Annotated in this window: 13 protein-coding genes; 10 read left to right on the top strand and 3 right to left on the bottom strand. The window is 54.3% G+C overall.

What is annotated here, in order from left to right:
* Positions 1-18: 18 nt before the first annotated feature.
* Entirely contained in the window at positions 19-1,452 is a 1,434-nt protein-coding gene (locus tag GH984_RS08825; RefSeq protein ID WP_153719831.1) for a protein adenylyltransferase SelO, read from the bottom strand.
* A 71-nt stretch (positions 1,453-1,523) separates the two neighbouring features.
* On the opposite strand from GH984_RS08825, the gene GH984_RS08830 reads away from it, so the two are divergent.
* From GH984_RS08830 to yoaA, 4 genes are read left to right on the top strand one after another with little or no spacing between them, the layout of a single operon-like run.
* A complete protein-coding gene (locus GH984_RS08830; protein ID WP_153719832.1) occupies positions 1,524-2,504 on the top strand; it encodes a TAXI family TRAP transporter solute-binding subunit in 981 nt (326 codons plus the stop codon).
* A gap of 22 nt (positions 2,505-2,526) precedes the next feature.
* Positions 2,527-4,665, top strand: coding sequence for a TRAP transporter permease (locus GH984_RS08835; RefSeq protein WP_153719833.1), 2,139 nt, complete (start codon positions 2,527-2,529; stop codon positions 4,663-4,665).
* Positions 4,665-5,147, top strand: a complete 483-nt coding sequence (locus GH984_RS08840; protein ID WP_153719834.1) for a disulfide bond formation protein B — start codon at positions 4,665-4,667, stop codon at positions 5,145-5,147. Before GH984_RS08835 ends, GH984_RS08840 begins: the two co-directional genes overlap by 1 nt.
* A complete protein-coding gene (yoaA, locus tag GH984_RS08845) occupies positions 5,147-7,072 on the top strand; it encodes a DNA repair helicase YoaA (RefSeq protein ID WP_153719835.1) in 1,926 nt (641 codons plus the stop codon). Before GH984_RS08840 ends, yoaA begins: the two co-directional genes overlap by 1 nt.
* Positions 7,073-7,084: 12 nt before the next feature.
* Here yoaA and GH984_RS08850 read toward each other — a convergent pair whose 3' ends face one another.
* Both GH984_RS08850 and ectA read right to left on the bottom strand, forming a co-directional pair.
* The gene (locus GH984_RS08850; RefSeq protein ID WP_153719836.1) at positions 7,085-7,474 is read right to left on the bottom strand and encodes an ectoine synthase; all 390 of its coding nucleotides are present in this window, start codon (positions 7,472-7,474) and stop codon (positions 7,085-7,087) included.
* Positions 7,475-7,502: 28 nt separating this feature from the next.
* Complete coding sequence (gene ectA, locus GH984_RS08855) at positions 7,503-8,045, bottom strand: diaminobutyrate acetyltransferase (protein ID WP_153719837.1); 543 nt, start codon at positions 8,043-8,045, stop codon at positions 7,503-7,505.
* Positions 8,046-8,081: 36 nt separating this feature from the next.
* Here ectA and GH984_RS08860 point away from each other — a divergent pair, with 36 nt between their 5' ends.
* From GH984_RS08860 to GH984_RS08885, 6 genes are read left to right on the top strand one after another with little or no spacing between them, the layout of a single operon-like run.
* Positions 8,082-9,371: an MFS transporter gene (locus GH984_RS08860; protein ID WP_153719838.1), complete on the top strand. Its 1,290-nt coding sequence runs from the start codon at positions 8,082-8,084 to the stop codon at positions 9,369-9,371.
* Positions 9,368-10,069 carry a tRNA (adenosine(37)-N6)-threonylcarbamoyltransferase complex dimerization subunit type 1 TsaB gene (tsaB, locus tag GH984_RS08865; RefSeq protein WP_153719839.1) on the top strand — a complete coding sequence of 234 codons (702 nt, stop codon included), beginning with the start codon at positions 9,368-9,370 and terminating at the stop codon, positions 10,067-10,069. Before GH984_RS08860 ends, tsaB begins: the two co-directional genes overlap by 4 nt.
* Complete coding sequence (locus GH984_RS08870) at positions 10,066-10,560, top strand: Fur family transcriptional regulator (RefSeq protein WP_369692025.1); 495 nt, start codon at positions 10,066-10,068, stop codon at positions 10,558-10,560. Before tsaB ends, GH984_RS08870 begins: the two co-directional genes overlap by 4 nt.
* A 16-nt stretch (positions 10,561-10,576) precedes the next feature.
* Positions 10,577-11,293: a bifunctional 2-polyprenyl-6-hydroxyphenol methylase/3-demethylubiquinol 3-O-methyltransferase UbiG gene (gene ubiG, locus GH984_RS08875; RefSeq protein ID WP_153719840.1), complete on the top strand. Its 717-nt coding sequence runs from the start codon at positions 10,577-10,579 to the stop codon at positions 11,291-11,293.
* A 3-nt stretch (positions 11,294-11,296) separates the two neighbouring features.
* Positions 11,297-12,106 (top strand): M23 family metallopeptidase, encoded by an 810-nt coding sequence (locus GH984_RS08880; RefSeq protein WP_153719841.1) that lies wholly within the window; start codon positions 11,297-11,299, stop codon positions 12,104-12,106.
* The gene (locus GH984_RS08885) at positions 12,103-13,659 is read left to right on the top strand and encodes a cryptochrome/photolyase family protein (RefSeq protein WP_153719842.1); all 1,557 of its coding nucleotides are present in this window, start codon (positions 12,103-12,105) and stop codon (positions 13,657-13,659) included. The genes GH984_RS08880 and GH984_RS08885 overlap by 4 nt, the downstream gene beginning before the upstream one ends.

Raw genomic sequence — 13,659 nt, forward strand, 5'->3', positions numbered from 1 at the left:
TCAGTGACATTGTCACCATTAGGTGCCGCAATAGGTGGCCGGAACGATCTCATCCATGCGGGGTGGACGCAGATACTCCTGCGCATTGACCCCGGGGTTTTGGTAAGGGTTTTGAATGATGGCAAATAGCGCCTCTGCCGGCGCCATATCTCCATTTTCTGCGGCCTGTAGAGCTTGCTCTACCAAGTGATTTCGTGGAATGACAACCGGATTAGTGCTGGCCATTAGCATTTGCCGTTTGGCCGGCTGATCAGGCTCTAGGTGCAGGCGTTGCTGATAGTCAGCCCACCATTGCGCCATCCATGCAGGCGGATCCATGCGATTAAGCGCAGAGAAGGTGTTCGTATAATCGGCTTGTGCCTCGTCCATGGCGGCTAAGAGCGACTCGCCAAGCGCACGGTCGTTGGGCTGCTCGGTCAGCAACCCGAGTTTGCGTCGCATCATCTGATCATGTGCTGTTTGAAACTGATCGGGTATTGCGTTGATCATCTCGACCACTGAGTCGAAGGCATTTTCTTCCATTAAGGGCAGTAAGCACTCGGCAAGACGAGCCAAATTCCACTGGGCGATATGTGGTTGGCGGTTAAATGCATAACGCCCTCCACGATCGACCGAGCTAAATACCCGTTGCGGAGAGTAATGATCCATAAAAGCGCAAGGCCCGTAGTCTAAGGTCTCGCCAGATAGCATCATGTTATCGGTATTCATCACGCCATGAATAAAGCCCACGCGCAGCCACTCGACGACTAACGAAAGGGTGCGCTGAGTGACCTCCTCCAAAAGACCCCTATACCGTGCTGGCCCTTCCTGTTCGCTTAATGCGGGGTAATGCCAAGCGATAGCGGCATCAGCCACCGCTTTGAGCCCGTCAATATCGTTGCGATGCGCAAAATATTCAAACGTACCAAAACGCAAATGGCTGCGTGCCACGCGGGTCAAAATAGCGCCGGGTTCTGGGCCACTTTGGCGGGCAATAGCCTCGCCTGTTCTTGCGGTTGTTAGAACGCGGCTAGTCGGGATGCCCAGCGCGTGCATTGCTTCGCTAATGAGTAACTCCCGTAAAACGGGGCCGAGTGCGGCGCGACCATCACCCATGCGAGAAAACGGCGTAGGGCCTGATCCTTTTAACTGAAAGTCGTGATAAACCCCTTTTTGATCAGGTAGTTGACCGAGCAACAGTGCTCGTCCATCGCCAAGTTGCGGCACGGGCGTGCCAAATTGATGCCCGGCATACGCTAGCGCCATCGGGTCAGCGTTTAGCGGCAACGGGTTACCGAACCAAACTTGGGTGCCTTCTTTACTGGCAAGCCATTCGGGGTCGATCCCAAAGGCGTGTGCGAGTGGCTTGTTCACCAGTAGCGGCTTCGGCGCATGTAGTGGCATCGGGTGTTGCCGGAAAAACGCGTCTGACGGCAGCCATTCGGGGTAGCGGTTGATGAATTTTGATGACATAAACATAGGCTGGTGTTCAACTTAGAGACGATGCAAACTTAGTCACTCTAACAAGCTGGAGGAGAAGGATCTTGAAAAATTTGAACATAAGCGTAATAAGCGCAGGATTAGTGCTGGCCTTAGGTGCAGGCACCGCCATGGCAGACCGGTCTGAGTGGCCCAGTAGCTTTACGGTAGGCACTGCCAGTCAGGGTGGTACCTATTTTACCTACGGATCGGGCTGGGCCAATTTGGTGGCCGATGAGATTGGGGTACCCGGTGGCGGCGAAGTTACCGGTGGACCCAATCAGAACTTAGCCCTTGTTCACAATGGCGATATGGCTTTTGGCATGACCACTATGGGCCCGGCGGCAGAGGCCTTGGCCGGCGAAAGCCCAATTGCGCCTGGCGTTCCGCTGGATAATGCCTGTGCAATGTTCCCAATGTATGAAACCCCTTTTTCGGTGACAGTGTTATCAAACTCGGGTATTGAGTCGATTGATGATATTCCTAGTGGTGCATCAATTGGGTTTGGTCCATCAGGTTCGACGTCTGACACCTATTTCCCGCGCATGCTAGAAGAGCTGGGTGTGGATTTTGATCGGCGTAATGGTGGCTGGAGTGATCTTGCCGGGCAGCTGCAGGATGGTCTGATTGATGTGATTGCGTTTGCCGCGGGTGTGCCTATTCCGGCAGTAAGCCAGCTTGAGGTGCAAACCGATATCAACATCATTGAGTTTACTCAGGCTGAGCAGCAGCAAATTATGGATACCTTTCCGGTAGCCGCTTTTGAGATTCCAGCCGAAACGTACCAAACGCTCAGCGAGGGTGCGCGCGCCGTGTCTATGTGGAACTTTGCTATTGCTCGTTGTGATTTGCCGGAGAGCTTTGTGTATGAGGCTACCCGTGCGGTGATGGAAAATAACGAGCGGATGGTTCAAATTCATCGGGCGGCGCGTTTTTCAGTGCCAGAGAACTATGACAAAAACGGTGTGCTGGCCTGGCACCCAGGGGCGGCCCGTTGGTTCAACGAGAATGGGTTTAGCATTGACGCGGATATGATCCACAACTAAGGAAGCGTGGAGTAACACCAGCATGAGCCAGCAGCAGCCGGATGTGATTGCCAAAGGGGTCGATGACGAGGTTATCGAGAGTAATCAAAGGCAGTACTCTGGGCTGGCCTGGCTTGTGATGGCTTTTTTGGCGGCGGGCTACGCCGCCTTTCATCTGTATACGCTCAATATCCGTCCATTAGAGACATGGAGCTTTCGGATTGTTCACATTGCGGGGGCGTTGATCATTGGATTTGGGCTTTATGCCAGCGTTTCCTTTGATAAAGAAAACCCACAGCAGCGGGCCGGCCTTTGGCGTTGGATTGAGGGGCTTGCTGCCTTGTTTGCGCTGCCAGCACTTTATGCCTTGTTTCAAGTTTGGGTTTTTTGGCAAAGTCTGCAAGGCGGTGCCATGCGCATCGATCCGCTTTTAGAACAATGGCATTTTGGCGTGCCTTTGCTTGTGGCAACCGGTGGCGGCATTCTTCTTGGCTGGATTACGCCGGGTACGCGGTCTCGCATTCTGGCTTCAGATGCAGTTTTAATGATTTGTGCGGTAGCGGTTGCCGCGTATTTATTGGTTGTTTTTAACACCCCCCTCCGAATGAGCACGGGCACCTCCTTTGCGCCCGTTGGCATATCATTGGCAGCGATTGCCGGTTGTGCCCTGATTATGGAACTCACGCGGCGGGTGACGGGTTTAGCGCTGGTCATCATTTCGCTGGTATTTTTGATATACGTCTTCTTTGGTCCCTATCTGCCGGGCTTTTTGGGTTATCCCGGGCTATCTATTAATCGATTTTTTAGCCAGGTCTATACCGATGCGGGTGTGTTGGGGCCGACCACTGCGGTGAGCTCGACGTATATCATTTTATTTATCATTTTTGCCGCGTTTTTACAGGCCTCCAAAGTGGGCGAGTATTTTGTGAACTTTGCCTTTGCGGTGGCCGGACGTGCACGCGGTGGGCCGGCTAAGGTGGCTATTTTTGCCTCTGGGCTGATGGGAATGATTAACGGGACCAGTGCCGGTAACGTGGTATCGACAGGCTCACTCACCATCCCTTTAATGCGCAAAGTGGGTTATTCCAAGCAGTCTTCCGGTGCAATTGAGGCTGCCGCATCAACGGGCGGGCAGATTATGCCGCCAATTATGGGTGCTGGCGCTTTTATCATGGCTGAAATTACCGGTATTCCGTATACCGAAATTGCGCTGGCCGCTGTTATTCCTGCAATTCTGTATTTCACGGCCGTTTATTTCATGGTGGATTTTGAGGCTGCGCAGCTGGGCATGCGCGGCTTGAACGATGATGAGCTGCCTTTGCTTGGCCGCATGTTGCGCCAGGCCTATCTGTTTATTCCCATCATCATTTTGATTGTGGCGCTGTTTGTGGGCTACTCAGTGATCCGTGCTGGCACACTCGCCATTATCTCGGCGGTGGTGGTCAGTTGGCTCACGCCCCATGCGATGGGGCCAAAGCGCATTGGTAAGGCGCTGCGGCTGGGCGGTGAAATGTCGATTCAAATCATCGCCGTGTGCGCCTGCGCAGGCATTATCGTGGGGGTGATCTCGCTAACAGGAGTGGGTGGGCGTTTTTCCTCCTTACTCCTCGGGTTGGCCGAAGCCAGCCAGCTACTCGCGCTGGTGTTTGCGATGTTCATCTCAATCTTGCTGGGCATGGGGATGCCGACAACCGCGGCGTATGCGGTGGCAGCCTCCGTTGTAGCGCCAGGTTTAATACGACTGGGCATTGATCCGCTGACTGCGCATTTCTTTGTGTTCTATTTTGCAGTGGTTTCTGCCATTACACCGCCTGTGGCACTCGCCTCTTATGCCGCGGCTGGGATATCGGGTGGTAATCCCATGTCGACATCGGTAGCCTCATTCCGTATTGGCATCGCTGCGTTTGTGGTGCCGTTTATGTTCTTCTACTCCAGTGCCTTGCTGGGTGATGCAGACTGGCTATTGGTGCTTCGCGCAGCCGTTACAGCCATCGCTGGTGTGTTTTTGCTCGCGGCTGCGGTGCAGGGGTGGTTTATTGGGCGCAACGCCGGTTGGGTGGTGCGACCGCTGCTGGGCGGCTCGGCATTAACACTGATTCAAGGCGGTTGGATTACCGATTTGGTTGGCCTTGGTATTTTGGCCGTCGCCGTCTTGCTGCAGTTAAGGAGAAAACAGGCTTAATGCCCTCGGTACGTTTGTTGAATGCTGCGGCGGGTTTAGGCTGCTTGGCGCTTATTGCTTATGCGCTGATTTTGCAGTGGGTAGATGGCCTTGAGCCCTGCCCATTATGTATTTTTCAGCGTGTGTCGTTTGCGGTGATGGCGGTATTCTTTTTTCTAGGCGCAGCGCTGCCGGGAAGGTTAGCTGCGGCCGGTATTGGTCTGGCAGCGCTTAGTGGTGTGGGGTTGGCATGGCGCCACTTATGGTTGCAATCACTACCGCCCGACCAAGTGCCGGCCTGTGGGCCAGGGCTTGATTATATGCTGGGGACTTTTCCGCTCAGCGAGGTTTTTGCAATGGTGCTGTCAGGGTCTGGAGAGTGTGCTGAGATCGATTACGTATTTGGGTTGAGCATCCCGTTGTGGACGCTAATTGCCTTCGTGGTGATTGGCACTGTGGGCGTTTTCGCTAACCTTTCCAAGCGCGCATCTGCAGCCCGTTGATGCAAGATTCTAACTCGGCGCTTGAACAGCTGTTTGCCACTGATGGGCCATTAAGCACACGCCTCGAGCAGTTTTCTCCGCGCCATGAGCAAGTGGCGATGGCCAAAGCAGTTGCTGCGGCCGTCTTAAGCGATGAAACGCTTGTGGTGGAAGCGGGAACAGGGATCGGCAAAACGCTGGGTTATTTAATTCCAGTCTTACAACTGGGCAAGCGTGCGTTAATTTCTACGGGTACGCGAGCACTTCAAGATCAACTATTTCAACGGGATTTACCGCTGGCGGTTGCAGCGGTGGATCAACCGATCAGGGCGGCGCTTCTGAAAGGGCGCGGCAACTACCTTTGTCATTACCGCCTAGAGCGTACGCTGGAAGCAGGCCGATTTGAGACCCGTCAAACCGCTGATCTTCTACAAAGACTGCGTATTTGGGCCGGCCGCACGCACAGCGGCGATTTAGCAGACTTTCCTGATGAAGCCGTGCCGGGGCGGGTGCAACCCATGGTGACCTCAACGGCAGACAACTGCCTGAATCAGGATTGCCCCTTTTACAGTGACTGCTTTGTGATGAAGGCACGGCGCGAGGCGCAAGATGCGGATGTGGTTGTGGTCAATCATCATCTGCTGATGGCAGATTGGGCGATTCGTGAAGGCGGATTTGGCGAGGTATTGCCGAGTGTCGATGTGCATGTGCTTGATGAAGCACATCAGCTGCCTGAAATTGCGGGGCGATTTTTTGGCATGGTGCTCTCGGGGCGACAGCTCTCCGATCTAGGGCGCGATGTGCGCTTGGAGCAGCTGCGTGAGGCCGGTGATGCCGGTCATCTGGCTGACTTGGCAAGCGAGTTGGAGCGGGCCAGCGCAGATTTACGTTTGGCGCTGGGTGATGACTGTCGAGACGCATGGGCGCGCTTGCCGCGTGAGTCCAATGCGCCACAAGCAGCGCTTGATTTATTAGCGGTGATCTATGCATTAGTGCAGGCGCTTGAGCCACAGGCGCCGAGGGGCACCGGTTTGGAGTCTTGCTATCGCCGAATGCAGGCGGTGCATGCTGATTTGCAGCGGTTTTTGCATGGGGGAGATGCCGATGCTGATGCCGATTATGTGCGTTGGGTAGAAACGGTAGGCACAGGCTATCGCTTACGGTTGACGCCCTTAGATGTTGCCGGGCCGTTTACGGCTGGTCGTGCCCGTAATCCGGGTTCTTGGATTTTTACCTCGGCAACCCTATCAGTACGTGATCAGTTTGATCACTTCACCAACCGTTTGGGCCTGCAGGATGCGCAGACCTGCCGCTTCGATAGCCCCTTTGATTATCGGTCTAATGCTTTGCTGTATGTGCCGGACGGCATTCCTACGCCTAGTGAAGCGGGCTTTATTGATGCCTATTTAGACCGTGCACTGGAGGTGCTAAAAATCAGCGGTGGGCGGGCGTTTATGTTGTTTACCAGCCATCGAGCGCTGCAAATGGCCGCTCAGCGGCTGCGCGCTGAGCGAGTGGAGCCGCTATTAGTTCAGGGCGATGCCAATCCGCAGCGGCTTTTGGATCAGTTTCGAGAACGGGGTAATGCCGTGCTATTGGGCACTCAGTCTTTTTGGGAAGGCGTTGATGTGCGCGGCCCTGCTTTATCTTGCGTCATGATCGATCGATTGCCGTTTGGATCGCCGGGAGATCCGGTTTTACAGGCACGAATCGATTGGTTTCGTGAGCAAGGCCGCAATCCGTTTGCTGATCTGCAGCTGCCTGATGCCGTCATTAGTCTGCGGCAGGGGGTGGGGCGGCTAATACGGGGGCCGGAAGATCGGGGGCTTTTAGTCGTGGGCGATCACCGCCTACTCACCAAAAGCTATGGGCGAGTCTTTCGCGAGAGCCTACCGCCGGTCCCGCTAACTCGGGATCCGGCGGCGGTTGCTGACTTTTTCTCGTGAGCAGGTAGCCAGTTAGTCAGTAATCAGCTCGTAGGCACCGTCGCTATCATGCTTTTCTTGACCGGTAACCGGTGGATTAAACGCACAGATGAGGCGCATATCTTCGGTGCCGCCGCGCAAAATATGCCGATCATGCTGATCGAGCGCATATAAAATGCCATCGTGTAGGGAGTGCACATCGCCAGTGGCGAGATCTTCGATGCTGCCATTGCCGGCAACGCAGTAAACCGCCTCAAGATGGTACTTATACCAAAGTGTCATTTCTGCGCCGGCAGGAATAATGGTTTCGTGAAACGAAAAGCCCATGCCATCGCTTTTGAGTAAAAGGCGGCGGCTTGTCCAGCCAGGGCCTTCAACCTCTCTTTCTGATCCAATAATGTCTTTAACGTCAACAACCTTCATCTCTTTTCCTTTATGGTTTTATGGTGATTTAGAGTGCCAACTGATTCAGGGCATCGGGTCTGAACGGCCCAATGCTAAACAGTTCTTCTGGCTCATGGGTTGGCTCGGGAAAATCTTCGCTAGCGAATAATGGAGAAACACGGCAATCCACATCTAACTCGCGGGCAATTGCCTCAAAAAGCCCACGGGATGCGGCATTATCAGGGCTAATTGTGGTCTCAAGAATACTGGCACGATCGGCGCCGGGTTGGCGCAGAAAACCGGCAACTAGCTGTTTGCCCAGGCCTTGGCCCTGAAAGTCTGGGTGAATGGCAACTTGCCAGAGAAAAATGACCTCGGGATAGCGTGGTCGTCGGTAACCGGTGGCAAAACCGACAATCACGCCGTCTTGCTCGGCGACCACACAGGTGTCTGCAAAATCGCGCGCGAGTAACAGGTATAAATAGCCTGAGTTTAAATCAAGAGTTCCGGTATCATGCGCCAGCTGCCATAAGGCGCTGCCCTCCTCAGGGCGAGGGGCGCGTAGCCGAATACCGGCATCGAGTATATCTTCGCTGTTAGTAGGCGTCATACACTAGATCATAGCAAACTAGACGAGTTGATCATCATGTTGCGAACACTCTCTCCGTTTATTGCGTTGTTCGTGTCATTCGGGCTGCTGCTTACCGGCGGCGGCCTGCTGACAACGCTGGTCGGTGTTCGCATGTCTGAAGAGGCCTTCCCTATCGAGTTAATCGGTGTGGTAGCAGCTTGTTATTCCGTGGGTTTTGTCATCGCAACCCGCGTTTGCGCAGGTATCATTGCGCGCGTCGGTCACATTCGTAGTTTTGCTGCTTTTGCCGCATCAGCGGCAATTAGCACGTTGGCCTATCCCATGCTGATTGAGCCCTGGTTATGGGCATTGATGCGACTGACCTATGGGTTTAGCTTGGCCGGTTTATATATGGTCACAGAGAGTTGGCTGAACGATAGAACGCCAACGGATCGGCGTGGCCAAGTGCTTGGTGTGTATAGCATCGTCGCGTATGTTGGGTTGGGTGGCGGGCAGTTTTTGCTGCTGCTGGGTCGCCCGGGCGGTTTTGAATTATTTAGTTTGGCGGCCATGTTGATTGCCGCTGCGGTAGTGCCGGTAACCATCACGCGCATTACCTCACCTGAGCTTCCACAAATTGAACCCATCTCTTTGCGACGCGTGTTAGAGGCCTCGCCCCTTGGGTTGATGGGCTCGGCGCTGTCCGGTGTGATTGCCGGCGCGTTTTTAAGCTTAGCGCCTGTCTTTGCGCGAGATTCCGGATTTTCTGACACCGGCATCGCCTTATTGATGGGAATGAGCATTTTGGGCGGTTTTATGCTGCAGTGGCCGATTGGCCATTTATCCGATCGGTTTGATCGACGGCTTGTGATGATGTTTGTCAGCTTTGCGGTAACTGGGTCTAGCCTTGCCATTATTGCCGCAACAGGCGAGAGCGATATTTTAGTGATTGGGTTTGCCATTTTATGGGGTGGTTTGGCCTTTACGCTGTATCCGATTGCCGTGTCGTTGGTGAATGACTTTATGGACTCAAGTCAGATGTTAGGCGCAAGCGCTGCATTATTGCTGGTGCATGGTCTTGGGATGATTTTGGGGCCGCTGATGGCAACGCAGCTCATGCTATTGTTGGGGCCTGATGGTTTGTTTTGGACGCTGGCGGCAACGGCGTTGTTGCTGGCATTGTTTGCTTGGTATCGGCGTCAGTTTGGGCCGCCTATCCCGGTGGGCGAACCATCCACCTATCGGGTGGTGCCTCGCGAGGGTGTCTACTCAGGTGGATTGGATCCGCGGTATGAAGAAATACAGTTGGAGCTGGATTTTGAATCCGAACCCATCGTAGTCGAAGAGCCAGAGGTGGAACCATGACGGTAGGGCCGGTCATTATTGCGCTAGATGCTAGCGCGCAACATTGCTCTGCGGCGCTGTTATCTAAAGGACAGATCCGGGGCTATAAGCAGACCCAAGCCCGCGGGCACGACAGTTTGTTGCTTGGCTGGGTAGAAGCATTGCTTGCCGAAGCCGAGCTCTCACGCTCGGCAGTAGATGCCTTTGCGTTTGCGCAGGGCCCAGGCAGTTTTACCGGCGTGCGCATTGCTAGCGGCGTCACTCAAGGTTTGGCTTTTGGGCTTGATCGTCCGGTTATCGGTCTGTCCAGCCTTCAGCTACTGGCTGAACAGGCAGCGGCGGCCAGCCCTGATGCAGAAGGCTTGATTGTTAGTTTGCTGGATGCCCGAATGGGCGAGATTTATGGCGGTGTATTTTCCCGCATGATGACAGGTGATGTGCGCACACAGCCGGTTGGCCAAGAGTGGTTGGGCACCCCACAGATCAGCGATCTGCCAACATCGCCATGGTTAGGGGTAGGCGAGGGTTTTTCCGCGTATCCCGAATTGCAGGCTGAATCGCAACGCATTGCCCCTGGTTTGTTTGACGCATTGCCCGATGCTCGTTTTGGCCTGCAAGTTGCAGCCAGTCGATATCAGAGCGGTCAGCTGGAGCCTGCTCACCAAGCGCAGCCAATTTATTTGCGGAATCAAGTGGCAAAAAAGGCAGGTGGGCTGTGAGCAAATCTAAAGGGGTGGTAAGCCGATTCCCTGAATCTGGGCATGATCATGCCAGTTGTGTTGTTGAGGCAGTTGCGCGAGCTAAACGCATTTGCGCCGCTCGCGGGCGGCGCTGGACGCCTTTGCGGCAGCGCGTTCTTGAGCTGGTGTGGCAAAGTCATCAACCCGTTAAGGCCTATGAGCTGCTTGAGCAACTGCGCGTAGAGGGCCAAGCCAGCGCAGCCCCGCCTACGGTGTATCGCACCCTAGATTTTTTGTTGGCTGAGGGATTAGTACATCGGCTTGCCTCCATGAATGCCTTTGTCGGTTGTGCTAGCCCAGATCATCGCCATGCCGGTCAGTTTTTGATTTGTGGTCAGTGTCATGCGGTTGCTGAACTGGATGATGCCGATGTCACTCGCTTATTGGATGATCGAGCGAAGGCACTGGGTTTTACACTGACCGATCAAACTATCGAGCTAGAAGGGGTATGTCCGCGCTGTGGCGAATAGTGTTGATCCTGAAGAAATGGCCCACTATGAGAAGCTGGCGGCGTTGTGGTGGGACCCCACGGGGCCATTTTGGCCATTACATGGCCTTAATATTTTTCGGGTCGCTTACCTACGTCAACACCTTCTAGAGCACTTTGCTTTAACTGATGGGCCACAGCCACTGAAGGAGCTGCGTGTATTAGATATCGGTTGTGGTGGCGGGATCTTAAGTGAGTCTATGGCACAGTTAGGTGCAACCGTTTGCGGTATTGATCCGTTGCCCCGAAACATTGCCATTGCGCAGGGTCATGCTGAGCAATCGGGTTTAAAAATAGACTATCGCTGCGAAACAGTAGAGCAGCATGTGTTGAGTGCAACGCCCTATGATGTCGTGCTGAACATGGAAGTGGTGGAGCATGTTGAAGGGGTTGATGATTTTTTGCGCACGTGTGCCGATTTGGTAAGACCAGACGGCGCAATGTTTGTTGCTACGATAAACCGCACGTTATGGGCGGGGTTTACGGCAATCTTTGCCGCGGAAAATATCCTGCGTTGGTTGCCTCGTGGCACGCATCAGTATCGCAAATTGCGCCGCCCCGAAGAGGTTATTACCCCGCTTGAGGCGAAAGGGCTGGCTGTGGTGCGCCGCACGGGGGTGGCTGTTAGCCCGATTACCCGGCGTTTTCGATTTACCCGGAGTATGGCGGTAAATTATATGTTGATGGCGGTGCGTCCGGCGCCAGTAGAGGGGTAGGTGATGCGGTATCGGGGTTTACTGATTTTAGCGTTTATGTTGCTCGGGCACGGAATGTCTACGGCCCTTGCGCTTGAGTGGAAAGGTCAGGCCATTCAGGGTGGCTTGTTAACCGGATATGTCGATTCAGGCGCTAACGTTGAGGCACTCGGTCAGTCTATTTCCGTGATGGAGGACGGACGTTTTTTGTTGGGTTTGGGGCGTGAAGCACCGGCTGAACTGGATGTGGTGGTGATTAAACCGAATGGCGATCGGCAGAATTATTTGCTTTCCATTGAACAAAGAGACTACGACATTCAGCGGATTGATGGGTTGCCCGATTCGCAGGTTACGCCAGATGAGCAAACGCTACAGCGGATACGGGCCGAGGCTGCCCGTGTAAGAGCCGCTCGTGAGCAGCGTTTTGATACGCCGTTTTTCGATACGGGGTGGATTTGGCCGGTAACCGGGCCCATTACCGGTGTGTATGGCAGTCAGCGCATTCTTAACGGCCAACCTCGCCAACCCCATTACGGAATTGATATTGCAGCGGCAACCGGCACGCCGGTGAAGGCGCCGGCAGATGGTGTGGTCACCTTGGTAGAGCCGGATCTTTTCTTTTCCGGTGGCACACTCATTGTCGATCATGGCCATGGCTTATCATCGAGCTTCCTGCATTTAGCATCGATTGATGTGGAATTGGGGCAGCGCGTGCAACGGGGTGACACCATTGCAACCGTGGGTGCTACGGGTCGAGTGACAGGGGCGCATCTCGATTGGCGAATGAACTGGTTTGATCAACGCATTGATCCAACGCTGGTGCTGAATCAATGAGCCTATCTCAGCGGCGACTAATTGTGATTTTAGGTGAGCAGTTGGGGCGGCAAAGCCCATTGCTCGAAGACCTTGATCCTGCAACCGATTTGATTTGGATGGCAGAGTCAGCATGCGAGCCAGCGCAACGCCCCACCCACCAGCAGCGCTTGGTGCTGTGTTGCAGCGCGATGCGGCATTTTCGTGATGACATGCTTAATCGTGGGGTTGAGGTGCATTACCACGCGCTGGAGCTAACGCCGCGCCCAGATGATGAACGCCCCATTGCCGAGCGGTTGCGGCAAGATCTTGACAGGCTTGCCCCTGCCTGTGTGCTGATGATGGAAGGGGGAGACTGGCAGGCCGAAGCGGAACTGCAAGCCGCGGTGAGCGATGCAGACATCCCCTTGCAGTGGCGCGAAGATCGGCATTTTTTATGCAGTAGAAGCGACTTTGCGAGCTGGGCAAAGGGGCGTAAAACACTGATGATGGAGCATTTTTACCGAATGATGCGGCAGCGTTATCAGGTATTAATGGAAGATGGCGGGCCTGTCGGCGGTGTTTGGAATTTAGATCGAGAAAATCGTGAGTCCTTTGGTAAAACGGGCCCAGAGTCGTTGCCCGCCCATCCCAGTTTTCCGCCGGATGAAATCACCCAAGCGGTCATCGCCATGGTTGAAACACGCTTCTCGAGCCATCCTGGGCATGCAGCCGATTTTAACTTGCCGGTCACACCACAAGATGCGCAGCTTGCGCTGGATGACTTTATTGCACATCGCTTGGCCTCGTTTGGAACTTGGCAGGATGCCATTTGGGTGGGTGAGCCACTGCTCTACCATTCTCGCTTATCAACGGCCATTAACTGGCACTTGCTCGATCCGATGACGTGCATTGAAGCGGCGGTGAATGCATGGCAGCAAGGTCAAGCACCGTTGAATGCGGTGGAGGGCTTTGTGCGCCAAATCCTTGGCTGGCGTGAGTTTGTGCACGGCATTTATTGGCTGAAAATGCCTGAGTACGCATCGCTAAATGCCCTTGAACATACCGCAGACATGCCTAATCTATTTTGGGATGGGCAAACCGATATGGCGTGTTTGGCTGATGCCATGCAGGCTTTGCTGAAACATGGCTATGCGCATCATATTCAGCGGCTAATGGTTTTAGGATTGTTTGCGCAACTGTATGGCGTTAACCCCCGTGCTTTCCATGACTGGCACATGGCAATGTATCTTGACTCGGTAGACTGGGTGAGTTTACCCAACACCGTTGGCATGAGTCAGTATGGAGATGGCGGTGTTGTGGGTAGCAAGCCCTACTGTGCAAGCGGTGCCTACATTAACCGCATGAGCAACGCCTGCAGTCAGTGCCGGTATCAGCCGCAAAAAGCGCTGGGTGACACCGCTTGCCCATTTACTACGTTGTACTGGGACTTTCTCGATCGGCACGAGGAGCGCCTGCAAGGTAATCGGCGAATGCAATTTCAGCTCGCTAACCTAAAACGGAAGAGCCAAGAAGACCGTAGCGAGATTCGGGCGGCGGCGGCGCGCTTACGAAAGACATTGACGGGAGCATAA

This window comes from Spiribacter salilacus, from assembly GCF_009649225.1.
Lineage (GTDB): Bacteria > Pseudomonadota > Gammaproteobacteria > Nitrococcales > Nitrococcaceae > Spiribacter > Spiribacter salilacus.